19 protein-coding genes are annotated in these 23,686 nt (G+C 53.3%); 11 read left to right on the top strand and 8 right to left on the bottom strand.

Annotated elements, in window-relative coordinates:
- The first annotated feature begins 45 nt into the window (after positions 1-45).
- The 7 genes from H8F22_RS29135 (at position 46) to H8F22_RS29165 (ending at position 10,781) form a co-directional block, all read left to right on the top strand.
- Positions 46-1,875: a hypothetical protein gene (locus H8F22_RS29135; protein WP_011922853.1), complete on the top strand. Its 1,830-nt coding sequence runs from the start codon at positions 46-48 to the stop codon at positions 1,873-1,875.
- Positions 1,872-5,303, top strand: coding sequence for a PEP-utilizing enzyme (locus H8F22_RS29140; RefSeq protein WP_169904169.1), 3,432 nt, complete (start codon positions 1,872-1,874; stop codon positions 5,301-5,303). Before H8F22_RS29135 ends, H8F22_RS29140 begins: the two co-directional genes overlap by 4 nt.
- Before the next feature lie 100 nt (positions 5,304-5,403).
- Entirely contained in the window at positions 5,404-6,939 is a 1,536-nt protein-coding gene (locus H8F22_RS29145; protein WP_228758998.1) for a radical SAM protein, read from the top strand.
- Positions 6,936-8,132, top strand: a complete 1,197-nt coding sequence (locus tag H8F22_RS29150) for an SPASM domain-containing protein (RefSeq protein WP_169904171.1) — start codon at positions 6,936-6,938, stop codon at positions 8,130-8,132. Before H8F22_RS29145 ends, H8F22_RS29150 begins: the two co-directional genes overlap by 4 nt.
- Complete coding sequence (locus H8F22_RS29155) at positions 8,129-8,773, top strand: 2OG-Fe(II) oxygenase family protein (protein ID WP_194940991.1); 645 nt, start codon at positions 8,129-8,131, stop codon at positions 8,771-8,773. Before H8F22_RS29150 ends, H8F22_RS29155 begins: the two co-directional genes overlap by 4 nt.
- Positions 8,774-8,880: 107 nt before the next feature.
- On the top strand, positions 8,881-9,549 hold the full coding sequence (locus H8F22_RS29160) for a hypothetical protein (protein ID WP_169904173.1): 669 nt from the start codon (positions 8,881-8,883) through the stop codon (positions 9,547-9,549).
- A gap of 119 nt (positions 9,550-9,668) precedes the next feature.
- Positions 9,669-10,781, top strand: coding sequence for a radical SAM protein (locus H8F22_RS29165; RefSeq protein WP_228758999.1), 1,113 nt, complete (start codon positions 9,669-9,671; stop codon positions 10,779-10,781).
- Between the two features lie 32 nt (positions 10,782-10,813).
- Here H8F22_RS29165 and H8F22_RS29170 read toward each other — a convergent pair whose 3' ends face one another.
- The gene (locus tag H8F22_RS29170) at positions 10,814-11,110 is read right to left on the bottom strand and encodes a hypothetical protein (RefSeq protein ID WP_169904175.1); all 297 of its coding nucleotides are present in this window, start codon (positions 11,108-11,110) and stop codon (positions 10,814-10,816) included.
- 130 nt (positions 11,111-11,240) lie between these two features.
- Between H8F22_RS29170 and H8F22_RS29175 the strand changes: the two genes are divergently transcribed.
- Both H8F22_RS29175 and H8F22_RS29180 read left to right on the top strand, forming a co-directional pair.
- Positions 11,241-12,248: a transcriptional regulator gene (locus tag H8F22_RS29175; RefSeq protein WP_228759000.1), complete on the top strand. Its 1,008-nt coding sequence runs from the start codon at positions 11,241-11,243 to the stop codon at positions 12,246-12,248.
- Between the two features lie 10 nt (positions 12,249-12,258).
- Entirely contained in the window at positions 12,259-13,296 is a 1,038-nt protein-coding gene (locus tag H8F22_RS29180; protein ID WP_169904176.1) for an ATPase, T2SS/T4P/T4SS family, read from the top strand.
- Positions 13,297-13,324: 28 nt separating this feature from the next.
- Here H8F22_RS29180 and H8F22_RS29185 read toward each other — a convergent pair whose 3' ends face one another.
- Entirely contained in the window at positions 13,325-14,038 is a 714-nt protein-coding gene (locus tag H8F22_RS29185; RefSeq protein WP_194940992.1) for an EAL domain-containing protein, read from the bottom strand.
- A 202-nt stretch (positions 14,039-14,240) separates the two neighbouring features.
- Between H8F22_RS29185 and H8F22_RS29190 the strand changes: the two genes are divergently transcribed.
- Together H8F22_RS29190 and H8F22_RS29195 are read left to right on the top strand one after the other, a co-directional pair.
- Positions 14,241-16,937: a PD-(D/E)XK nuclease family protein gene (locus tag H8F22_RS29190; RefSeq protein ID WP_194940993.1), complete on the top strand. Its 2,697-nt coding sequence runs from the start codon at positions 14,241-14,243 to the stop codon at positions 16,935-16,937.
- 178 nt (positions 16,938-17,115) lie between these two features.
- Complete coding sequence (locus H8F22_RS29195; RefSeq protein ID WP_194940994.1) at positions 17,116-20,481, top strand: UvrD-helicase domain-containing protein; 3,366 nt, start codon at positions 17,116-17,118, stop codon at positions 20,479-20,481.
- Between the two features lie 2 nt (positions 20,482-20,483).
- Here the strand turns inward: H8F22_RS29195 and H8F22_RS29200 are convergent, their stop codons facing one another.
- The 6 genes from H8F22_RS29200 to H8F22_RS29225 all read right to left on the bottom strand — a co-directional run bounded on the left by H8F22_RS29200 (position 20,484) and on the right by H8F22_RS29225 (position 23,652).
- A complete protein-coding gene (locus H8F22_RS29200) occupies positions 20,484-21,008 on the bottom strand; it encodes a hypothetical protein (RefSeq protein WP_078465829.1) in 525 nt (174 codons plus the stop codon).
- A gap of 1 nt (position 21,009) precedes the next feature.
- Complete coding sequence (locus tag H8F22_RS29205; protein WP_078465828.1) at positions 21,010-21,231, bottom strand: hypothetical protein; 222 nt, start codon at positions 21,229-21,231, stop codon at positions 21,010-21,012.
- Entirely contained in the window at positions 21,210-21,935 is a 726-nt protein-coding gene (locus tag H8F22_RS29210; RefSeq protein WP_078465827.1) for a Crp/Fnr family transcriptional regulator, read from the bottom strand. Before H8F22_RS29210 ends, H8F22_RS29205 begins: the two co-directional genes overlap by 22 nt.
- The gene (locus tag H8F22_RS29215) at positions 21,935-22,348 is read right to left on the bottom strand and encodes a 30S ribosomal protein S10 (protein WP_194940995.1); all 414 of its coding nucleotides are present in this window, start codon (positions 22,346-22,348) and stop codon (positions 21,935-21,937) included. Before H8F22_RS29215 ends, H8F22_RS29210 begins: the two co-directional genes overlap by 1 nt.
- A 75-nt stretch (positions 22,349-22,423) precedes the next feature.
- The gene (locus H8F22_RS29220; protein ID WP_116826534.1) at positions 22,424-22,690 is read right to left on the bottom strand and encodes a hypothetical protein; all 267 of its coding nucleotides are present in this window, start codon (positions 22,688-22,690) and stop codon (positions 22,424-22,426) included.
- Entirely contained in the window at positions 22,687-23,652 is a 966-nt protein-coding gene (locus H8F22_RS29225; RefSeq protein WP_324188484.1) for a hypothetical protein, read from the bottom strand. Before H8F22_RS29225 ends, H8F22_RS29220 begins: the two co-directional genes overlap by 4 nt.
- Positions 23,653-23,686: the final 34 nt, after the last annotated feature.

A 23,686-nucleotide genomic window follows, 5' to 3' on the forward strand; every position in this document is an offset into this window, starting at 1 on the left:
TTGCAGAACGGCCGAAATGGGGCAGTCCCCTCCCACTATTAGGGTATGAATATCCAACCCTTCGCCCTTCCGCGTAACCGCTCAATTGAGATGATGTCGACGACCATATCGACCAACCTCAATTGCAATCTGGCGTGCCAACACTGTTACATCCAGCCAGAGCTGCTCCGACGTAAAGAGTACATCGACGAAGCGACCTTTCGGCGGGCGGTGGAGGTCATCATTGAAGCCTTCCATCTAGATCAGTCCGTTACCTACCTACACCTGGACGTACTTGGGGGGGAAGCCACCCTCATGCCTTTTGAGTTCTGGCAGCGAAACCTCCCTTGGGTGCTTGGCCAGATTGATGAGATGAACAGGATTGGTATTCAGACAGAATTCACCTTTTGTTCAAATCTGATGTGGAAGGACGATCGGTATCTAGGTCTCCTTCGTGAGTTCAAGGGGCACCCCGCAATGGATATTGCGATCCCCTTTGAGGGACCTGAGAGTGGGCGGTTCGGAAGAGGCATGGCCATCCTGCCTAAGTACCTCAAGCGTATAGAAGCCTTGGGCGACTGCAACATGCTCAACCTGGTGCTTGTAATGGGGCAGGGTCTAATTGATCTTGGGCCTGAGTACATCATCGAAACGTTCGTGAAGCGGGGCGTTACCGACGCAACCTGCGACATGATTTTTCCATGGGGTTCAGGGAAGGCGTATTTCGATCGAGCCCAACCTCAGTACCAGGACGTTGCCGAGTACATTTCGACACTGGCTCGGCTGGGCAAGCAATATGGATTGACGGTCGATCACCTGGACGACATGAAAAAGTCGTTACGTACGCTGTCACGGTCCCAGAACACGCTTAACGATGCTTACGAGTTCCACTGGGACCAGAGAGGGGAGCTTTCGCTCAATCCCAATCAGACCGGCACAGAGGCGCTCAAGCCCTACATAAATCTAAATGCGCACGATGCGAATGCTGCACTGAAAGTTGTTTGGGGTAACAACAGTGAGCTCGATAACAAGCTCAGCTACGAGCACGACTTCTGCCGTGACTGCCAATACCTGCAGGCGTGTAATTCCGGGTGGTATCCACACAAGGATTTACCGCCTGAAACCGTTCGGTCGTTCATGCAGAGTTCAGATGACAGCTTCAGCTGCCCAGGTTTTTTCCAGCTTTGGGAGTCACAGGCGAGTGAGAATTTTGATCCGTTAGGTGTAAGCAAGTACGCCAACGTCCGCCGTATTAAGCGAGCTCAACTCAGGAAGCAAGCTGTTGCGGATAACTCTGCTCCGCTGCGCGAGGCTGACTACACGTGCGATTACGAAGGTTATTTCGAGGCCGTGAAGGGGGCGACTCGAGTCCTACTGGAACCGATTGATATGTTCGGCTGCACCCCCCGCCAGCGCTTGTGGTTCTACGATCGCCTGCAGAAACAGATCCTCCTGCCGGACGGCAGCCTGGATGGTTTCGATGAGCGCTATTCGATTCTGGCTCACCATCTGGCAGGTAATTACCACTCGATTGCATTCAGTGACGAGCTGGTATGGGCGGCACTCAGGTCAGGTCCCACGACGCCATTGTCCCGCTATGTCATCGACGCTCTATCACTCTCTTCGTGGGCAGAACTTCCTATTGACGTCTTGGGCGGTAGCACCCGGCAAAGCTCCGGCCTAGAGGTTTCCCATAAGTTCGAGGATCTGCTCATTTGGGCCCTGTTCCGACGTCCACCGCCTGACATTCTTGCCTTGGCCTTCGCTCGGCGGCCGGCGGTGATAACTGAAGAGTCAGCCAGTTTCCTTCGTCGAATTTCAACAGTCGCAAGAGCGATTGGCGGTCGTGAACTCGGCATTGATCACAACGAACCTTCGCTAGACGGTGCCGCATGAATCGAATTTGGCTGTTGTTGCTCATTGGTGTCAGTGCTCAGGCACAGGCATTCCCAGTGATTTTGGGTGGAGCTGGTGCCCTGGCTCTGGGTGCGGGATTCCTCCCACTTCTGGGAATTGGTCTTGCCTTATATTTCGGCGTCAAGCTCTGGAAGCTCCCCCGACTTGCCCTGATTATTTGTTCCCTGGCTGGATTTTTCATTTGCGCGATCGTCTGCATCCAGTGGGCTGACGCGAATCGTGAAGCGATCCTTGCTAACACACAGAGCCTTGGAGCCCCCTCACAGCGCACTACTGACATCCCATACCCTTATGTAAGTGATGCTGCCCAAGCATTATCAGGGTCGCGCATTACCGCAGATGACTTCTACAAAGGGGTCTCTAATCGCAAGATTCGTGTCATCCGCGTCGACCTTGGCCCTCAGCTATTCAAGGATTTCGGGTTTGGAGCGACTGCGACGCAGATCCACAATAATCCTGAGCCACTGCTAGGGATAGCTAAGAAGGGAAACCAACAAGTGGTCCTGGTCGATGAGAGGGGGACTACAGCAGCTGCGATAGCTGAGGATCTGAATGAGAGATTCGGCGTTCACATACAATTTTTGGAGGGCGGCGCCAATGCTCTCAATGACTATGCGTGGGATCACTTGGCTAAGCTCGGTGATGATCATGCGGTGTTGCCAGCAGACATTCCATCGTTCAAGGAGCAGCGGAACCCAACCATCATCAGTACGACCAATCCCGATGAGTTTTTGAACTATGGCTGGCTGCATGGGCTGACGGTGACCCTTCCTGTGTTCTTGTCAGGGGCTGATGCTATTGCCGAAGCCCTTCATGGCAAGACCGTTCTCATCACTGCGGCTGAAAGTCATTACTCGGGTGATACCTGGATTTTGCTCGATATGCTTCGAGCTAGGGGTGTCGATGCCTACTTCATGCAGCCAACCCGAGAAGAGTTGCTGATCAAGCCAGCATACTTCAAGGCTTACAAAAACGCAGATCGATACTTCGGAGCAGCCCAATCGTTCGACTACGTGTTGGGTTACCAAGACGTTCGATTCCTAGACTTCCAGTCTGCTGATGATTGGGCCAGAACAAAGAACCAGTTACCACGCACTGACCATATCGACATGGAAATCGTGGCCAAAGGTGGGCTTACTCAAGCTATTGCCGGGCTGGATCAAAGCAAAGCTTACGTTGGGCTGGCATACGATCGAAGGACTTTTTATCACTCCATCCTTGCGGGCGAAATCCTGTCGGCAGGCGGAGTTAGATGGCTCGGTATCAACACAGAGCCCGGCCTCTTCAATCGAGCGGTGCTTACTGACGACGATCTCATCGACCCGGAAGCGGCGATGTACGCAAGTATCGAGGGCAGAAGCATCCGAGCTATTGGAAGCGTGTTCGGTTTGGTTCCTGGATCAGCTGCATGGGTTGTTTTCTTGAACCTGGCCATCAGTTTTATTGGTGCATTCTTAGCTGCCCGCCCACGACATCCGGCCATGAAGGTCGCCGTAGCTCTCGTTGGTACAGTGGCCACTTACATTCTCTGGCTCGCGTATCTTGAGACAACGCCGGTTTGGGCTAGCGATGATCTCATTTCAATCTCGCAAATATTGGGTGCCTTGTCAGGCTGGATTGCAGCCAAGCACTTTCTTGCCCGCCGGCAGTTCAAAACTGACGCTGTCATTGATGTTCTACCCGCGAAAATTGGTCTTCTGCAGCGGGCTGCGGAGCTTGGCTACAACGTGCAGAAGGGGTACGTGGTTTCAAACGTTGACCTCGACAGGTTTCCGCACTGGGTAACTTCAGCGCGTGTACTGGTTCGATCCGCAGCTTCCTCAGAGAGTTCGTCTGCTCAAACAATCGGGGTGTTCGAGTCGATACCTGCCCAGGGCAAGGCTGAGGTAAAGGCAGCACTGAAGACTGTTCATGCGCAGATCACTGCCGCCGGCGAAGTCCCTTTTTCACTTATCCAGACATTTATCACCGCGAGAATGTTCGGTGTAGCAATGTTTGGCACTGCTGGTGACGGTCATCTGTTCATCTGTGAAGGGGGGGTGGGCGACGCTGCTACTGCCGGCACAGGGAAGACAGAGCGTGTAGCGATACCTATCTGGAAAACTTCTGGCTTGTCGAATGACACGAAAAAGGTTCGCTCAGCACTTCTAAATCTGCACCGGGATATGGGGGCAACTTCGATTGAGTGGGCGGTGTCGGCAAATGGAGTTCTCACGATCCTCCAGGTCAGTACAGATACCCTTGGGCGACCCGGTCTTTCAAAACTGTTGAAAGGCACCAGCGGGTATGGCCGTACATCATCTAGGTTCGTTGCACTACCAGTAGACCATGGAAGCTCCGTAGGTGCCGCGGTGGTGGCCGCTATGGCGGCACCTGGTGATCAGTTCTCGGTTGGGGGAGTGCGTCTAGCTCGGGTTCGCAGTTTCGTAAGTGCTCGGGCACTTCAGCTGGCCGATATCACCTCGGTACTTGGGTCCCTGCCTCGATCTGCATTCTCCCGCGTCCCAGGAGCTCTCCTGTTGAAGGCTTTTGAATTGGCTGACAGAAAGCGTGATAGCGATCGCCGGACCCGCCAAATCTCGCTTGGCGGTCCTGATCGCGCATTGGCCGAAGCTATTGCATGTGAGCTTGCTGTCGTCTCTCGCCTTTACGGCCGCTTTAGTCGAATAGCCACGACCGCGATCGAGCTGAAGATTGAATCCCCAAGTCAGGGATTTGAACGGGCCTTGACCTCCACTTTGATCGGGCATGAGGCCAGCAAGTTCAGCCCAGACGAGACTGTAGAAATGGCATCAGTGGCAGGGTATGCAGGTGTTACCTCATACGCTCCGTTTGCCGAACCTTGCTTAGACGCTGAGCTGGTATCAAGCGTTATACAGGTAGTGGATTCCCCTCTTGCCTGGATGAAGGACAAATGCGCAGTAATGATGATGGTTGAACTTGGAAGGCTGAGTCCTGCAATTGATGAACTTTGCCGGCGCGGGGTCGCCGACCTTCTGCTAGACATCTTGCCGTCATACCTGGGCGATCTATCCGGTAACTGCCCGGTTTTTGATGAAGTGCCCAAGCAAATCCGCAAATTCTTTGAGTATGGTCAGCACCATCCGCAGGCGGGCACCAAGCCTATTGCCTGGGGCGTACCTCGCCCGGGGCTCGAATTGACACTCACAACCCCTGACAACTTTGCTGCAGGCACAGCGGTTTACTTGGAAACGACGGACATGTCCCAGCTTGCCATGATTTCGACAGCAGGTGCTCTAGTTGTCCGATCTGGCTCCTCGCTATCGCATCTTCTTCAGCACGCCCGCAGGCTGGACATTCCGCATGTTGTGGGCGTGGAATGTGGTGCAGATTTAGTTGGTAAGACCATTCGAATTGAACCTACAGGTGGGGTGTTTTGTGCATAACGCCCTAGACATGTTGAATGTGTGCATAGCGCCCACCCGATTGTGCAACCTCAGTTGCACCCATTGCTATGTCGATCCCGCCCTTTTGCGGGACAAAAGCATGATGGATGAAGGTACTTACCGCGAGTCCTTCCAGCGGATCGAGGAGTTGTTCTGTCGCGACAAAAAGGTCACCAAGATAAACGTGGAGCTGCTGGGTGGGGAGTTGACCATGATGCCCCTCCAGTTCTGGGAGCGGAACCTGCCGTGGACCCTCAAGACTATGAAGGCCTGGGAAACCCTTTATGACGCTGAGGCAGCGTTGATCTGGTGCACAAATCTTATCTTCAAAGACCCTGGTTACATTGACCTCCTCAACTCTGTCGGAACCGAGTTTGGCTACGGGATTGACATTTTTGTCCCGTGGGAGCCCGACACCAACAGGTTTCTAAAAAACGACAAACTACTTCCTCGGTATTTCGCGACGCTTGAAGCCATTACCGGTATCAAACGGAAAACACTGTGTATCACTATGAGCCGAGGAGTCATTGAGCGCGGCCCTCAATTCATCGTCGATGAGTTCGTCAGCCGTGGAATAACTGACATCAGCTGCGACATGCTGTATCCGGCCGGCAGCGGTAAGAGCTATTTCTTGAAGACCTGTACGTACGGAGATGTTTCCGACTACCTGCTTGAACTCAACTCCTTGGTTCCACAGGGTGTGACTATCAGCCCGCTTGTGGAGATGCGAACCGCTTCCCGATCAGGCGAGCACTATCACTATCCAGGCAACGACTCATACGACATAGAAATCGAGCCCAATGGGCAGGTCACGTTCAATTCTAGCTACACCGGTAATGAGTCAATTTTCCCGACCCAGACTCTATCCGTGCACGATCCACTGTTCTCAGCGAAGGCCATCTTCAATAACACTCCTGAGTACGTCTCTCGGCATCGGATGCCTTATCAAGCATGCGGGACGTGCAAATTCGCCATCACCTGCTCAGGAGGGTGGGCGTGGCATAAGGATCTCGATCCAAATATGTCATCGCTCATTGCGTCTGGCGATTGTGCTGGTTTGAAGCGCGTGTGGGACTTTGCAGATGAAACCACGGTAGGTAGGTTGGACCGAGCTGGCTATCTCAGACGAACAGAAGCTCGCCGGCGCCAGGGGGGAATGACAAAGAGGCTCGTTACGACTGCTGTGGCCAAGGGCAAGGATGTGCCACTCATTGAGGACTGCGTTGCTGGTAACTACGACAAGTATTTCACTGAGTTCGACCGGGCCAGGCTAGTAGCAATGAAGCCTGGAAAGCTCTTCGAAAAAAGGTGGGTAGAGCGGCTCTTTTTCTACGATGCAATTGGTGCCCAAATCGATGACTATCCGGGCTGGTACGTTGAAGCCGCCGACGAAGGTGGAGAAGAGCTCTATCGGCATATTGTCTATGGCAATTTTCATTTCCTCGAGTTCGACCCGGTCGCCGTTTTCAATGAGATTCGTTACCGCGGCGAATGGTATCTGTCCAAGCTGATGATGCGGACGATTCAGGAGCTTGAGGGTTGTCTGCCAGTTGGAGCGGAAACGATCGGTGGAAGCCATGAGGAGATGATCCAATTTTGTAGCCAGGTGATTCAGATGCGGGAGCGAGCAGCATGATTCCCTCACCACTCACGCTTCATATTCGAATGACAAAGGCCTGCAATGCCGATTGCGGGTATTGCAGTAGCTGGCAGGAATCGCAGTCGACACGAATGCCCGCAAATGACTTCAAGCGCTCTATCGATTTCATATTCCAGGAAGGGTTTCAAAAACTCGGTATTTCTCCGACACATCTCACTGCCCAGTACATCGGCGGAGAGATTTTGACGGTACCTCACGCAGAGCTATTGGAGTGTGTCACCTACTTGCGCGACATGGCAGCCTCACGTGGGATTCAATTTGTAGATGGTGTCCAGAGTAATCTGATTGGTTCTCCCGCCCGGGCAAAACGACTTTACGATTTGTTTGAAGGTCGGCTTGGTACTTCTGTAGATGACATGAGTGATGTCCGGACCGTTGCTGGTTCGCCAGAAAAGTACCGTCTTATTTGGAAGGAGGCTGATACCGCTCTTCGGCGTGAGCGGAGTGTGCCGGGGGCCGTATATGTCCTTGATGAATCTGGCCTAAACGGCGTAGCCCGACAAATGATGCTCTCTGCCAGAGATCAAAGAATGCTGACTCTCCGCCCGCTCTTCCAGGGGGGCACTCCAGGCCAGGTTTTGCAGGGGGCAGAGGCTACAAGGGACGCATTTGTAACAGGTTTCCGCCAATGGTTCATGCGACTACCCATCATCGTAGAGCCTTACTTCTACCTCACTCAGGCACGAGTTCGAACGCTGTCTGGCCAGCAGCAAGCTGTAGGCGCTGCCTGTGCGTTTCAGTCCGACTGCACCAAGCGGTCACTCTCCCTTGAGCCGAATGGTGATCTCTATGTATGCCAAGACATGGCCGATGGCGGAATAGGGAAGCTAGGCAATGCCCTCACAAGCATTTGGGACGCTGAAATGGTTGCAATGCTCAGTGAGCGGCCGAACCGTCTCGACGACAACTGTCGTTCGTGTCCGTATCTCACTGAATGCCAGGGTGGCTGTATGTTCGAGTCAGCAGCTCAAGGGCGTGGCATGTACGGCAGAAGCCAGCACTGCACAAGTTGGAAGTCTCTGTTCTCACTGATCGATCAAGGCGTCGCCGAGCATGGGTTAGGTGAGGTCGTTGATTGGCTTCATAGAATCGACATGCGGCACGCGAACACCAAATCAGCGGGTCTTGATAGGGCCAAACTGGCCGCAATGGTGGAGGCTGAATTTTGAAGCACCTGAATTCGATTTACAGGGATGGCTTCGCTGTAAGCTCTATCCCTAGGCACATTGCTGACGCTTTTCTGAAGGCCGCGAAGGCGGATGATTTCCAGCCCGATAAGCCTGGCAGCCCTGATGTGGTGTCGTGGGAAGAAGATGATCCCTCGCGAAGCCTGTCAGTACCGCTGGACTACCTGGGGCCCATGGAATTGATTGGTCTGGGCAAAGAGACAGAGCACATCCGGGCCCATATGGGCGACTGGAGCCGGACTAACGTGATGCTCCAGCGTGGTAAGCGTGGGGACTCGATGGGATGGCACCACGACTCCTACGACCCCATGCAGATGGTGGTGATCATCTACCTATCGGACGAAATCTGGACTCCTGAAGACGGCGGGCAGCTGTTGTTGGGTGAGGGTGACATTGACGACAAGGGAGCGCTTGTCGATCCATCAAAGGTTGTCGTGAAAGAAGCTGTGTCGCCCAACCAAGGCACAGCCGTATGGCTGATTAACACGAACCCGAGATGGGTTCATAGCGTGTCTGAGATCCTTTGCGACAAGGCGCGCTACACACTGATTGGCCAATTCGGCTATCGAGAGAATGTAATGCGTGCTTACCCGCGCAAGAGATATGGAGATGATTGGCGTTGAGCAGTGTTCACCTCCCGCTGAGGCGGCTTCAATTCAGGGATGCACTAATAACGGCTCCGGTTTCGCTAACGCGTACTGGAGTTGTATTACGTGTTCTTGATGCCTTTGTGGACGGGATTTACGGGTCGCTACGTCCCGACACGATTGTGATGGGAAATGATCCCCTCGTGGGGATTTGTGCAGCCCTTTCCCTGGCCGACCAGGGCAAAAAAGTTGTCATGCTCCCAGACACACTGGACGCCAAATCATGGCCCAATCCTGACTATGGCAAAAATGCGGTCGCGATCTTCAACTCTTGGGATGAAGCGATCGCCGAGGAAGTCCGCAGTCGATTCCCGTCATTACCCTCCGGGGTCTCTATGGCCGAATGCCTTTCATTTCTCTGCAGCGCTTGCATGGCCACTAGCCGGGTCACCTTGATTGATGGTGCGACCTTTCAGACTAGTCACGGACATATCCGTGGTGAGCCAGGTCGTGAAGTGTTGTTTCCGGTACGTCCTGGAGAGCGGGATGCAGCGGGAATCAACCCTGCCTGGAAATACCTCTCAAGACGTCTACACCGAACGATCATCAACCACGATGAGATCGAATTCATCAGCGCCCGCAACGTCGTTTTGACAAGCCACCCGTCATCGTTCGTTGACTCAAGCGGGAGTGCTTACACGCGCGTTGGCCAAGCAAGATTAAACAAACCCGAGGTGGTTGATAGCGACGGACGAATCGACGACCTCCGATCAGTCTTATTTAAAGGAACGCCCCCATGCAGCCAGGCTTGACCTCAATCGGCGAAACGGGGCGCAGCACATTCCTGTTTCAGATCAACGTCACTCGCCGGTGCCAGCTACGTTGCTCACACTGCTACATTTTGTCCGACAAAAAGGACAAGAGTCCTGACATGAGCGAAACGGAGTTTCTCCACATTGTGGCTGGGATCGTCGAGCACATGCAGGCGGATCATAATTTCGCTCAGCGCTACAACCATGTCGATATCCACGTCATCGGCGGTGAACCCTCGATGCTTGGAGTCCCATTCTATGAAAGCGCATTGCCTAAAGCTAAGGCATTGCTTGCCCTGATCCCACAAGCAGTTTCATTCTCGATTGTGACCAACCTTGTGACAAAAGAGGCGCTTGATGTCGCCCGGCTGTTCGACAAGATATCAACATCCTATGAGCGGTCTACCAGGTTCACGAAGGGTAGGCAGGAAGAGATCTGGCGAAACAATGTGACCACGCTCATGAATGAATCCCGACAACCAGAAATCTACGGCCCCAAAGATTTCGCTGTCACGACTGCGCTAGTTAAGCCTGTTGTCGAAGCCGGCGCCGTTGCGATGATGGAAGAGTTGTACCAATTGGGTTTCACGAAAGTCCATTTCGGCTTCTTCATCCCATCGGGCGATGGGGATCTTAATGCAAAACTCATTCAGCCCAAGCACGCGGCAACCTCAAAGTTCTATATGGAACTGATGGACTGGTACCTGGCCAAGCGTGATCACATCGATGACCTCTGGATCAATCCTTGCGAGTCATGGCTTGAAGCTGTGTTCCGGAACGTCCCCTCGGACGACGTGGTATGTCCAATCGTCGCTGGCGCTCTGGATTTCGACTCTGACGGCCGTACGATCAGCTGTATCGAAAAGGGTGGCACTAACGACTACGTTTCCCACGGCAATGTCTTTGAGACGAGAGAGGTCATTGGGGAGGGTGGTGTTACCGAAGTTGAGTTTACGACGTCCGTCCACGATGTTCTCACTTCAAAAAGTTATTTGCGAGAGGTCGCGAAGGCACGGCGATTGCCAGAGATATGTCGTACCTGCGATGAGCGAACGCTGTGCCAGGCAAACTGCGGTGTATTGCATGAGCAGTGGAATCAGAAAGACGAATGCCCGGGCTTCAAGACCTTCATAAAGTACGTGCGCCATCTGGTCGAGGAAAAAGGCGTACTTCCAAAGTCTGTTCTCGAGCGTGAGCGCGCGATGGGAAATAACTTGATTGCGGTGGGGTGAAAGTGGACGAGTCTAGAACACCAGGATTCTTCTCAATTTTCCCTCTCTTGGCTCGAATAATTTTCCGCGCTGCCAAGAAATTGCTGAGTTTCGAAACCCTCGTTGCCCTGGAGAAAAAGCAAGGGCAGGGCAGCGGCGAGCGCACGCCTGAAGAGGTTGAATTCGAGACCCACCTTGAGTCGACCCCGATTTACGTAGAGGACGCCTCTTCGCCGTATTTCAGAAAAGCTGAATCCCTCATTGAGGAATCCAACAAGCTTGGCCAAGGCCGATTCGTTATCGATGAGGAGGTGCTGCGTGCAGTCCGGCAGCGATAGCTTTTCACTCATGGGCCCAGCCCTTCGGCCAGACACGATTGAAAATGGTTACTTCGTTTTCACCATAATGCCGACGCTGCACTGCCCCTATAACTGCAAACATTGCTATCTGAGCAAGGAGCAGCGAGCAGATAAGAGCGTTATGTCCCTCGATGATCTGCGGGTCATTTGTCGCAAGATCTACGACTATTTCGAGGAGCAGCAGCCGGATCAGAAAACCATCATTGCGTACAACTACGGTGGGGAGCCAACTGCCGCCGGGCCTGAATATTTCGAAGGTTACGTTCAGATGATGGCTGAAGAGTTCCCAGCAGCAGAGGGCTACCAAGTACGTCATGTGATGCTGACCTCAATGCTTGGTGTCGACCTCGATGTATGGGAACCGCTGTGGAAGAAGCACTGCAATGGCTATGTACAGACCTCATACGATGGCGATATGCGTTCAGGTAACTATGTACGCAAGTGGGAACTCAAGGTTCGGGAGGCGATCAGGCGAGGTCTGAATGTCGGTACCATCAGCGTGGTCAACTCGGACCTCCTGACCCAGGGCCCAAGGCACACTCTGGATAAGCTACGTGAGATGGGAATTCAGGAGTCGGGTTGGCTGCCGTTCATGCTCAATGAGCAGAACGACGTGCCCGGCAAATACGAAGTACTTGCCCCAACCATGAAAGCCTTCAATGACTTCATGATCGAAATGCTCGACTACTGGTACGAGCTGCAGGAGCGTGGGGTCAATGCTCCTGCGATCGGCGAAGCACACTTTGCCGTGGAAAAGATCAAAGGCAACGCCATGAGCAACATGGCCGGCCAAACACTGTTCCTCCTCCCCGATGGCGACATGGTTCTTCCCAATTACCGTGATGGCTGGAAGGAGTACCTGCACTCATTTGGGAACATCCTTGAGCCGGGGGTGACTTTTCGAGACATCCTCTGTTCGCGAGAGCGGCTTCTGTACCTGCGTCGGCAGATGCGTAGGAACAACAATCCTGAATGTGCATCCTGCGAATTTCGTAACGCATGCCTTCTCGAGTTCGCAAAACCAAACAAGCCTGACGATGAGTGCTTCGGCGCAAAGCGATTTGTGGCACATGCCATCAATCGCAACGCCTTAGATCCCCGCCTCAGTGGCCCCGTTCAACTGTACTAGGAGAAACCCGGTGTCTGTGCTCACAACCAGTCATCTTAATGACAAACCCTTGAGGCCGGAGGACGCGACTAACATCACTCTGACCAAGGACAGCCTTGAGGCTGAAGATAACAGCGGTCGGTTCGAAATAATGAAGCCTCCAGGAGCGTGGAAAGACTTCTTCGATAAAATGCTCTCTGAGAAGGGTAGAGGTAACAAGCGTAAGGCCGCAAACTTCACCACCCCGTTCAACGGGGAACGTTACCGCTGCATCTTGGCTGACTCCTCGGGCGGCCAGGTCATTACCATGCGTAAACTCATGAGCTCGATACCGCGAATTGAGAAAGATCTAGGGTTGGACTGGAACGCGATACGTCCGCTTCTTGAGGGGTCGGGCTTGACCATTTTTGCGGGGCAGATGTCGTCAGGTAAATCGACAACGATGATCTCAGCAATCGAGCAGTTGGGGCGCAAACGCGGAAACCTCGGTACGGTGGAGGATCCTATTGAAGTTGAGTTCCGGGGCGGGGGAGTGATTCAGCGTGAAGTAGGTACGCACGTTGACTCATTCGCAGAAGCGATCCGTGACTTCGTCCGGCAGTATCGCAACACAATTATGGTTGGTGAGATTCGTGACCCAGAAACTGCCGACGCAGCGGTTCTCGCCGCATCCCTCGGTCACAGTGTTGTGGGTACCCTCCATGCGGACAGTGCCATCGATATCCCAACGCGCATGGCTTCGCTGCTCGATCCCAAACTCGCTCGGATCTTGCCATCTGTTCTACGCGGACTTTGGTGGCAGCATGTCTATCGACGCGGTGACGGGAAAAGCAAGCCGCTTCCCATTTACGAATCGCTGTATGTAACCAACTCTGTACGTCAGATCATTGCTGACGGCCCAGAGAAGTTGCCTCAGTTGATGAACGAAATGGTTTCTCAGAAACGTGTATCTATGGCCCAGTCGGCGACAGCTTGGGTAAGCAAGAATCAGGCAACACGTGAAGAACTTCGCCAATGGCTTGAGACACGTGGTCGTATCAACGACTCACAACTGGACTACGTTCGGTAATGTATTGATACGCTGTAGCGCCCCTCAGTCAGGGGCGCATCTCGGCGAAGTGTTGTAATTCTGAGGGGATTGCCGGCATACCAAGCAGGTACCCTTGGCACAGGTCAATATTCAAATGCTTGGCCAGTGACAACTCGTCTATAGTCTCAATTCCCTCAAGCACAACCTGCTTACCTCGCCGACGGCAAAGCTTTACCAGACGCTGCACCTCTGCCCGCGCTGACTCAGACACCATGAGCTCCATGGTTGACTCGCGTGAGAGTTTGCAGCCTACAACCGAGTCGCTTAGCAAGAGCGAGCGCTTTGCGTAACCATCACGCACGTCATCGACCATCACTGTCAGCGCCTGTAAACGAAGAGCCTCAAGACGCTTCGCAAGCAGGTGAGCATCAACGTCTGCAGTTTCAGTCACTTCAAACGTGACCCTGCCCATCACATTCGCTGCAAGGAGGGTCTGCACGGCATCTCCGACGAAGGATGGGTGCGCGATCGACAACTGGCTTGTGTTGATCCAGACAGAAAGCCTCGGCCGGGATTTCAATTGATTGATCACCTGGGCCAGAACCCAGCGGTCGATATCGACAATCGAACCATCAGACTCTGCACGCGCGACAAGCGCAGCTGGCCCCTGAGTCCCAGTGCTGTCAGAAATCCGAAGCAAGGACTCAAAGGCTATTACTGATCTTTGGTCATCCATGACACTGAAGACTGGCTGGTATGCCAGGCTGAATCTTACGGGCACTGATCCCTCATGTGCCCAAGGCGAAGTCTGGGATAACCTCTGGATCGACATATGACGCAACCAAGCATTGAGCGGATACCTTAATAGTGGGATGTCACTACCCCATTTGCCGCATTCCGTTGGAAATGATTCATTTGGTCTGGGCTGGTGGCACTAAAGACCGCCGTTATTCTGGGTGTATCGAAAACGGAGATCTGCCCGAATGAAATTCCTCAGCCACCTCTCAAACATCACAGACGGGACAGTTGTCCTGGCCTCGACAGAGCGTGTCGCGCGACACATTAAGCTACAAGCAGCACTGCTCCAGGCGGTAGGTGGGAAGAAGGCTTGGTTCACCAAGGGGCAGATTATGACCATCACGAAGTGGATTGAGACCACTTGGTTGGAGCTGATGCCCGACGAACAAGCCCTCAACCCTGTTCAGGAGTTGGCCACTGTGAAGTCGGTAATTGACCAGTCGGACCTACTGCCGTCAAACATGATCTCTTCCACGAACGCAGCTCGCCGAGTTGGGGTGGCGTACTCGCAGGTAAACAAGTACCTGATTGGGATGGATAGTGATCGCTTCCGATTCAAAGAAGAGTTTGAGGCTTTCCTCCAATGGAAGACTCAACTCGATAGCGTGTGCGGCGCAAAACAGTATGTGTTCCGTGCTCACCTCCCTACGCTCCTGCTTAAGGCTATCAAGGCTGGCGATGTTCAACCCCCGGAGCGGGTGATTATCGTAGGCATGATGTCCCTGAACCCAGCAGAAAAGGCCGTGTTCGATGCCTTAGAGGCTCTCGGTACTGATGTAATTATCGTCTCAGCAGAGGGGGATAAGACGACCCCGCGTCTTGTGCGCAGCCACAATAATGCGAGCGAAATGCTAGAGGTCGCGCAATGGGTGTCAAATCACCTGCTGCCCTTCGTGGACGCCCCTCATGCTGCACCTTCACTCGCCATCGTCGTACCTGACATCCGTTCCTACAAAGGCCCCTTGCTTGATGCGCTGAGCTTGCATACGAGCCCAGGATCATTAATGCCTGCTGGTCCGGATGGTGAAACACGCGCGCCGTGGGATATTTCCAGTGGTGCAACGCTGGGTAGCCGCCCCATGATCCGTGCGGCTATGGATCTGTTGTCCATCACGCCCGACAAGGCAGATTCCGAGACTTTCAGCCGTGTGCTGCGCTCTCGCTGGATTGCTGGCCATGTGGGCGAGTCTGCGACCCGTGCCCTTCTGGATCTGTGGTTCCGTGACAACCTAGGCCTGAACATGGGTGGCAAGGATTTTCTGCGGGCTATTGGGGCATACAAGGGGGATGCAGTTCCTGATTTCCGAAAGCGCTTTGGTGGACTTCTTGAGAAGTTGGTGTCCGGCGAGCAAAGCCGATATCCATCTGAGTGGGCCGACCATTTTACCGAAGCCCTGAACGATATGGGCTGGCCCGGTCAGAGCGAACTGGACAGTGCCAATTTCCAGACACTTAATGCTTGGGCTGAGGCGCTTGCAATGTTCCGCACACTGGATGCTCAACTCGGGACTGTTCAGTATGAGCGAGCATTCATGTGGCTCAGGGAGGTCGTAGACACACGACAATTCCAGCCCCGTATCAGCCATTTGGCCCCAGTTTCGATCTTGGGCTATGAGGATGCTATCGGCCTCAACTTCGACGCCTTATGGATCGTTGGCGCATCGAACAACGTATTGCCGGGCCGCGCTGAGCCATCACCCTTCATTCCTACCGATCTTCAGATTGATGCGGGGATTTCTGACGCCTCTAGCGAAGGGATGCTCGCATATGCTCAAAGTGTCGTGGGCGCACTCCTCAGCTCTAGCGCTGACGTCACGGTGTCGTGCCCCAGCCATAACGAAAAGGGGGCGGCCATCGGGGCCAGTGAGTTGTTTGGCACGTGGCCCGCAACTGCACCTACCCTGGAAACAAAGGGTGACTTCCTTGATGACCTGATGGGCCAGTTGGATAGGAATAATTACGAGCAAGAGGTGGCCCCAGCTGTCAGCGATATCGAACTAACTGATATCAAGGGTGGAGTTCGCATCTTCAAGGACTATGCAGAGTCCCCATTCTTTTCATTCGTGCGCAATCGCCTACGAGCCAACATGTTTCCGCAACCAATCATCGGCCTTGATCCTCGAATCCAAGGGACAATGATCCACCTTGTGCTTGAAAAATTTTGGACTGAGGTGGTGACCTCCAAGGCACTCAAGGCATTCTCGGTTGCCGAGCTCAAAGCCAAGGTCCAGCACCACACTCAGCTGGCTTCCGAGGACCTTCTATACAAGCTGATCTGGCGCTACGGCATGAAGCTGATCATGCTTGAGCAACGTCGTATCGTCGACCTGACCATTGAGTGGTTGGAGCTCGAAAAGAAGCGGGAATTCGAGTTCGAGGTTATCGGCTTTGAAGAACGCCATGACATCGTTGTTGGGCAGGTACCTTTGACGGTAAGCCTTGATCGTCGGGAGCGCATCTTCTTGAACGAAGAGCAAACGGTCTCTCGGAGTGTTGTGTTTGACTACAAGACAGGCCAAGAGATGCGGATGAACAGTCTGAATGCTTCCACCCTCACAGAGCCTCAATTGCCAATCTACGCGACCAAGATCGACCTCAGTGTCGCTTCAGTAGAACCAATCGACGGCATTGTGCTGGCTCAGGTGAATCAAAAGTCTCTCGGTTTTCATGCTCGCTCAAACTTTTCGGCCAATCTCGTCGAAGGGAAGAAGGCCAGACAAGAGGACGTCGATACCTCGGACAAATGGGAAGCTCAGAAGGATGCATGGAACCGGCAGTTGGATTCTATGAGTGCTGGCTTCATCCGTGGCGAAGCGACTCTGGACCTATGTGGAAAGGGGTTTCCAATCGGCTACGAGTACATTGCGCCTATCGCACGATAAGCGTCAGTCGGGCTCCCAATGCATAGCGAAGGGGAGCCCATAGCTTAAAACATTCCGCATGCGAAAACTTTTAGTCCAATCCCGGGTTTACCGACCTGCGTCCTGAAAGATTACTTTGGCGGCTGGTGGCACGCGGGGGCGACGTTATTCTGGGTGTATCTGAATTGGAGCTGACCACATGACTGCATTCGTACCCTTCGCCGCTCTGCCGCACCTGGACCCTATTTTTGCTGGAATCCGAGGTCTCAGCATTGCAGATGCTGAAGCGCGCGCCCTGGCTATCGACCCTCGCCGCTCGCTACTGTTACTGGCCCCGGCCGGATCAGGTAAAACGTCTACCTTGCAAATGCGCTTGCTTTCCTGCCTGACAGTCGTGGAGCGCCCTGAGGAAGTGCTGGCTATCACATTCACCAACATGGCTGCTGCTGAAATTGTAGAGCGTGTTATTGGTGCGTTGCAGCAGGCAGCGACTGGCATTGAGCCTGAATTGGCCCATGAGCTCCCGCAATACCGTCTGGCTCGTTTGGTGCTGGATCGAGATAAGGAAATGGGTTGGAACCTTCTCTTGAACCCTAGCCGTCTGCGCATTATGACCTTCGATAGCTTTTGCGCTTCACTGGCAAGCAAAACTCCAATCATGTCCGGGCTGGGTGGCGGTAAAACTACCGACGATGCTTCGCTCATCTATCGTCAAGCGATTCTCGAAACCCTCAAGTCCGTTAACGACAACGACATTCCTGAGGCTCTCTCTAACGCGCTTGAGGCGGTATTGTCTTTCGCTAAAAACCGATTTGAAGCTTTGGTTCCACTGTTCGAAAACCTACTAATGAAACGCGATCAGTGGGCCGGCCGTATCATGGCACTGGACACTATTGAAATGCAGGAAGCGGTCAGCTCAGTTGTTCTGCATGCTGCCCAACAAGCTATTTCACTGATCCCAGGATCTGATCTCGAACGTGCAATGACTTGTCTTAAATCTGCCTCCGGTGCCCTTGATGGTTTCGAGTGGGCTGCGGAAATGCCCGCTGCCATTGCGAGTGCGAAAACGCTCGAATATTTCGGGCAATTTGCCTCCTACATGCTGACTAGTACCGGCACGCTCCGGGCGAAAGTAACCGTAGCCAACGGATTCCCAGCTAAGCATTTCTGCACAGTTGAGATGAATGGAATTCTGGCTGACCTCAAGGTTAACCCTCATTCTCAAGAATATGCTCAGGCCCTAGCCACACTTGCAACCCTGCCAGAACTTCAATACCCAGCTCGTTCAGCAAAAATGGTCGAGCACTTCACGGTAATTCTTCGGTATCTGTTGGCCAATCTGACGCTGGCAATGGAAGGGACAAACTCACTGGACTTCCCTGAAATCGCTCAGCGCGCCATTCAAGCTCTCGGCGCTGGTGAGACTGTCGGCGACGCCTTGCTCGAAGAAGACCGGATTCTGCATATCATGGTTGATGAATTCCAAGACACCAACCAGGCCCAGTACGACCTATTGAAACTGCTGGTAGAGAACTGGGAGCCGGCCGACAATCGTTCTATCGCTTATGTCGGCGATGGCTTTCAGTCGATCTATCTTTTCCGTGGCGCTGACCTGAATCTGTTCACGTCAGTTGTCGAGGCGAAAGCTTTCGGGCCCAAGCAAATGGATATTCTCCGGTTGACTGTCAACTTTCGGTCCTTGCCGGGCGTCGTTGAGTGGAATAACGCGACCTATGCCGAGGTCTTCAAAGACTCAGCTTATGAGTTCGTCCCATCGGTAGCGTTCCGGAAAGGCGATGGCGGTGTGAGCGTACACCCCGTGGCCACAGGTCAAATCGGTGAAGCCGAAGAAGTTACAAAGGTTGTTCAGGAAGCCCTTTCAAAAGACCCTTCAAAGTCGATCGCAATCCTAGTACGTGGTCGCTCGCACCTGAAACACATTCTGCCGATGTTAAAAGAGGCTGGAATTGAGGTTCGCGGTAAGGATATTGATCCCATTGGAGAGGCTGCCCCTGTCTCTGAAGTGATTTCACTGATTCGTTCACTCTGGCATTCCGCTGATCGAGCTTCGTGGATCGCACTGTTACGGGCAGCGTTCGTTGGTCTTAGCTGGGCAGACTGTTTGACTGTCGCCCGGGGGCATAACGTCATTGAGAATGCTCTACGCGACGAAGGCGTGCAGGCTCAATTGTCTTCCGAAGGACTGACCCGAGTGTTGAGGCTCTTGGAGGTTCTGGACGGAGTGAAGCGCTCCAGTCGTGGTTCAGAGCTGGGTTGGGCTGTTAAATCAGCCTGGATCGCCTTGGGCGGACCTGCAACGGTAAATACTGGCGAGATGGACGATGTGGAAACCATCTTCAAGCTACTCACTTCACACACGGAGTCAGGTGACCTTATTGACCCTCAGGCCTTTTTCCGCGCGATTGACAAAGCATATGCAAGCCCAAAAGCTGGCGCGGTAACAGTCATGACTTGCCACGGCTCCAAAGGCCTGGAATACGACATTGTGTTGATTCCTGGCTTAAACAAAGGCGGGGCTAAAGATGATGCGCCTCTGTTCTACTTCCGCCAGATGGATGGTGTCTTTTCCGTCGTTCCTAACCTCGGAGACTTGGACACTACCACCCCTGATAGTCGTCTATTCAAATTCGTTGGCCGCATGGTTCGCAAGGATATTTCTGATGAAGTATGTCGGGCGGCGTACGTGGGGACGACTCGGGCCAAAGAAGATTGCCACCTTTTCGTATGCGTCGACCGTTTCCCTGCTGCCGAGGGTGAGGTCCAGAAAGAGAAGGAAATCAAGCCAGCAGCAGGTTCGTTGGCTGAGTGCTTGTGGTCGGCTATTGGAGCCCAAGTGAAAGCGGTCGCCCCGGCATTCCCTATTGTTGCAGTTACGGATTCTGGGGTTCCCTCTAAGGCACGCCTGGCTCCCAGCTACAAAGTCGAATTGCCTAAAACGGTCTTTGTTCCGGCTGCAAGCAATGACCAAGTACCCACTGAAAATGAACTGAACGATGAATTGCGGGAGGAGGAGGGGAGCGACTATCGCGCCAAGACCATCGGTATCGTCTACCACTGGTTTGTAGAGCAGATCGGTAAGCAGGGTATCGAACTCTGGGATGAAGCTCGCGTGCGTACAAAGGCTCAGGCTATCGCATCGATGCTTCGTCGTGAAGGCTTCCCTGCTGCTGAGGTTCCTCAGGCGGTTGCTCGCATCCTCCGGCTGCTGTCCAATACCGTAAACAGTATTCATGGGCAATGGATCTTGAAGAAGCGTCCGGGCAGTGGCCATGAGGTGCAGGTCAGTGCATACCGTAACGGACGTTGGGTTCACCGCTTCCTGGATCGACCTTTTGAAGATGATGGGGTTTACTGGATCAGCGACTACAAAACTCCGGACTGCCCGGAGGGTATGTCCGAAGACGCTTTTGTTGCGCGGGAGGTTGAGCGGTACCGGCCGAAAATGGATGAGTACGAGCGTGCTGTGAAAGATGCCGGTATCACCATCCCTGTTAAAAAGGTGCTGTATTTCCCAGCATTCGACCGGCTTGCAGAGGTTGCCTAAGCCTAACGAGGGAACCTGATTTTCGGGTTCTTGACTGTGATGCCCATTCGCTTATGCAGAGGCCTTGAATCTTGCGGCTTTCTGTTCTTGAGTGAAATGGGTACCTCAGTCCTGATGGAAACCAAAGCTCGAAATAGCTGTTCATCGAACGGGATCTGCACACACTCATCTCTAAAGCTCAGCAGCCCAACCACATTCGATTCTTTGAATGCCTCCCGAGCAAGGCCGATATACAGCATCACCTGGTAGTATTCCCGGCGTCGTACGAAACCCTTGTACATTCGGTTTTTGAATTCACCGATTACAATTTGCCCTGTACGATTTCCGCGGAAAATGGCATCCGGTTCACCTGCTACGCCGAGTGCGCTGAGCCGTTTTCGTGGATGCCCCTTGCCTAGGTCAGTCCCTACAATTACCCACTGAGTTGCAGGCAGCGAAAACTGCTTGTAAATATCGAGTGGTGCCTTGGCTTTGAGGGCCAGATACAGCGACAGGGCCGCTACAATAATTCCAAGAATGATCAGCATGTCAGAATGTAATCACCTTAAAGTAGAGCAGGGCGGCGATGGCTACCAACACAATGGCAATAAATCCGCCTTTGCTTGGCCCCGCGCCGATCCGGCCATGCGCTGCGGTACCCATTTTGGCTAAACGTTGGTTGTATGCCCCACCACCGGCCCCAACGAACTTGCGCGGATCCTCTGCATAAGCGGCGATCTTGCTAACAGCTACGTTCGTACTGCGGCGCATGCCGAAACCTCAGATTGTGATTGAAAGAAAAAGGTCTTGTACCCATCAAACTTCAGCAACCCTTCCTCTTCCAATGCTTTGAACGCGCGACTGCCCGACCGCCTCTCGACCCCCGCAAGGGTTCTTATTTCATCTTTGCTGGCATGGACCTCTATACCGCGGGCCGTGGGGCGTGAGTCGGGATGCTCAACCAGCATGGTAATCACCCGCTTGATGCGATCAAGGTCCTTGGCAAATAGGTACTGCGCAGCCTGGGAATGCTTGGTCATCAAGTTCAGTTCAGCGGCCATGAGAACAGTCTCGCTGTAGCTGTTCGCTTTCATGAACTCATCGTATTTTGACTTTGAGACAGCGAGTAGGAAGGTATGGCTTCGAGTCTCGTAGCCAAACCGTACCTGCTTAGGTTGAAGTGGCCAGATTATGTCACCCTTCCGAAGGGCGTCTACGAAGATCCCCTTGCCCTGGACATCTGGCGAAAGTGCATAGGCAACCACGCAGCCTTGAAGGACGATGAAGAAATTCCCTCGGTCGATGTCCAGTTGAGTCTTTGGCGGGAGGTCAATCAATGTCCCGTAATGGTTGCCATGGATGAGCCAACTGGCCCACGTTCCCTTTTGAGGGCTTGTTTTGAACCAGTCAGGTTCGGGCGTTTCGAGGACGGCAATGTTTGGGTGTTTCATGGCGTGTGAGAAACCGTTTGCCATTATTGAGCTTCCTTCAAGTCGTATTGGCTCTGGTACGACTCGATCTTGATGTTGACAGTCGCCGGCAGTGGTAACGCCACGAGCGACATGATGGATTCCGAGGTTGGAGATTCAACCAGGAGGACATTCCTGATTCGTTTGGCTTTGGCGCAGTAAAGACCGCGGGAGCCATTGGACAGGGCTTCTCGGAGAATGATGTGACGTCTGCGTACAGTCGGAAGCGCGAGAGGGCCTCGCACCTTCACCCCTTGCGTGCGGCTCAGGGCAGTTTTAATCGTTTTGGCAGTTTGCAGGACGATAGGGTGGTCCAGCCCATCGATGACGATGTAGAAGCTGGCGGAGGAAAAATTCGAGCGCATGGTCCTGGGATCTGCAAGATCCCAGGCTTGGGCAGATTTCGCTTCGCTGTACATTGGACGGGGCCCTTGAAATATCTCATGCCCTAATAGTGGAAAGAGACAGCCCCATTTCAGCGACTTTGACCGATATTATTTGTTCAGATCTGCAATTTTCTGATGATGATAGAGGGCGCTTGCGAAGGATCGCTGCGCTTTCCTTAGGCGCAGTGCATCAAACAGCCCCGGGTCTCGGCGGACTCGGATTGTGTGCGGCCCAGTGAGAACCCCAAGGATCTTGTCGTAAAGAGCCATTATCTGGGGATTGGCGAGCTGGTTCACCATAGGGAGTGACTCTTCATGTGCAGAGACGGCCTGACTGATGACCTGTTGCTTCCAAAGCTTATAGTCGAGGATCACTTAATTGCTCCCTTGGGTTTTGACTTCCTGCGGGCCTGGTGCATAAAGACCAGATGCATCCCACCAAAAAACCACACAGCTATGAATGTGGTTGAGAACGAAAGTAGACCAACCTTGGCGACGTCGAGGGAATGACTAGGGAATTTTTCATCGAAAACCGCCCGATGTAGGGTGTCGTTTTTGTAAGCAGTGATGATCACCTTCTGGCTTGCGCTAACCCCCCTCAGGACGGTATCGGATTCGTTATCGGTAGCAGGGAAGACCTCTAGCCATCCGGTAACACTCATTTTTGAGCTTTCGATCGACTCTAGGATACCTTGAGCAGAAGGTGCAGCCAAAACCTCAGCTGGGATTTCATTTCCCACCCATTGAAAGCATTTGATGGGTAGACGCTCACATTCATACTTGAACCGACCCGGATAGGTTGCCGTCAGTTCCTCTTGGTAACGCATCCTTTCTGTCAGCAATTCGCCCTGGATGTAGTAAGCGAAGAGATAGTGGATGCAGCACAAGAAGGTGGTGTAGGCCACAAGGAAGAATGTGATGTGAATTCGCATGAAACTGCGGAACCCACGCTGGGCAATGAACCGCAAAATCAAGCTCGTAAAAACGAGAGCCAGTGTGTAGACGTCTCCGCGTTGGCGCTCTTCGCCGGTGGGTACGTGACCGACCATCCAGCAAATTCCTTCGTACCCCAGGTTAAGAAAATTGACCTCTTCTTGGAATAGTGAAACTGCGGCAATTGCCGCGAGCCACCCCAAGGTCATTTCACGGCTGAAATGAGCATAGATACCAGTCCATAAGCTCAGAAATAGAACGTAGACGCCAAGATCCTCGAGCACTTTCAGGAAAGTGATTTGTTCGCCGTCAGGTGTGGCGAATGTGAGAGTCACACACACAGCCAAGTAAACAAAAAGGAACACCGGGATCTGAAGTTGCCAGGGTATTCGGGACTCGAGCACACCAGCACCTCGGGGCCAAATTGAAGCTGTGCTA

Source organism: Pseudomonas mucoides (genome assembly GCF_015461845.1).
Lineage (GTDB): Bacteria > Pseudomonadota > Gammaproteobacteria > Pseudomonadales > Pseudomonadaceae > Aquipseudomonas > Aquipseudomonas mucoides.

Coding starts and splice junctions, on each gene's coding strand:
- H8F22_RS29135 (WP_011922853.1), top strand. CDS start 46: ATGAATATCCAACCCTTCGCCCTTCCGCGTAACCGCTCAATTGAGATG.
- H8F22_RS29140 (WP_169904169.1), top strand. CDS start 1,872: ATGAATCGAATTTGGCTGTTGTTGCTCATTGGTGTCAGTGCTCAGGCA.
- H8F22_RS29145 (WP_228758998.1), top strand. CDS start 5,404: ATGATGGATGAAGGTACTTACCGCGAGTCCTTCCAGCGGATCGAGGAG.
- H8F22_RS29150 (WP_169904171.1), top strand. CDS start 6,936: ATGATTCCCTCACCACTCACGCTTCATATTCGAATGACAAAGGCCTGC.
- H8F22_RS29165 (WP_228758999.1), top strand. CDS start 9,669: ATGAGCGAAACGGAGTTTCTCCACATTGTGGCTGGGATCGTCGAGCAC.
- H8F22_RS29170 (WP_169904175.1), bottom strand. CDS start 11,110: ATGAGTGAAAAGCTATCGCTGCCGGACTGCACGCAGCACCTCCTCATC.
- H8F22_RS29175 (WP_228759000.1), top strand. CDS start 11,241: ATGTCCCTCGATGATCTGCGGGTCATTTGTCGCAAGATCTACGACTAT.
- H8F22_RS29190 (WP_194940993.1), top strand. CDS start 14,241: ATGAAATTCCTCAGCCACCTCTCAAACATCACAGACGGGACAGTTGTC.
- H8F22_RS29195 (WP_194940994.1), top strand. CDS start 17,116: ATGACTGCATTCGTACCCTTCGCCGCTCTGCCGCACCTGGACCCTATT.
- H8F22_RS29200 (WP_078465829.1), bottom strand. CDS start 21,008: ATGCTGATCATTCTTGGAATTATTGTAGCGGCCCTGTCGCTGTATCTG.
- H8F22_RS29205 (WP_078465828.1), bottom strand. CDS start 21,231: ATGCGCCGCAGTACGAACGTAGCTGTTAGCAAGATCGCCGCTTATGCA.
- H8F22_RS29210 (WP_078465827.1), bottom strand. CDS start 21,935: ATGGCAAACGGTTTCTCACACGCCATGAAACACCCAAACATTGCCGTC.
- H8F22_RS29215 (WP_194940995.1), bottom strand. CDS start 22,348: ATGTACAGCGAAGCGAAATCTGCCCAAGCCTGGGATCTTGCAGATCCC.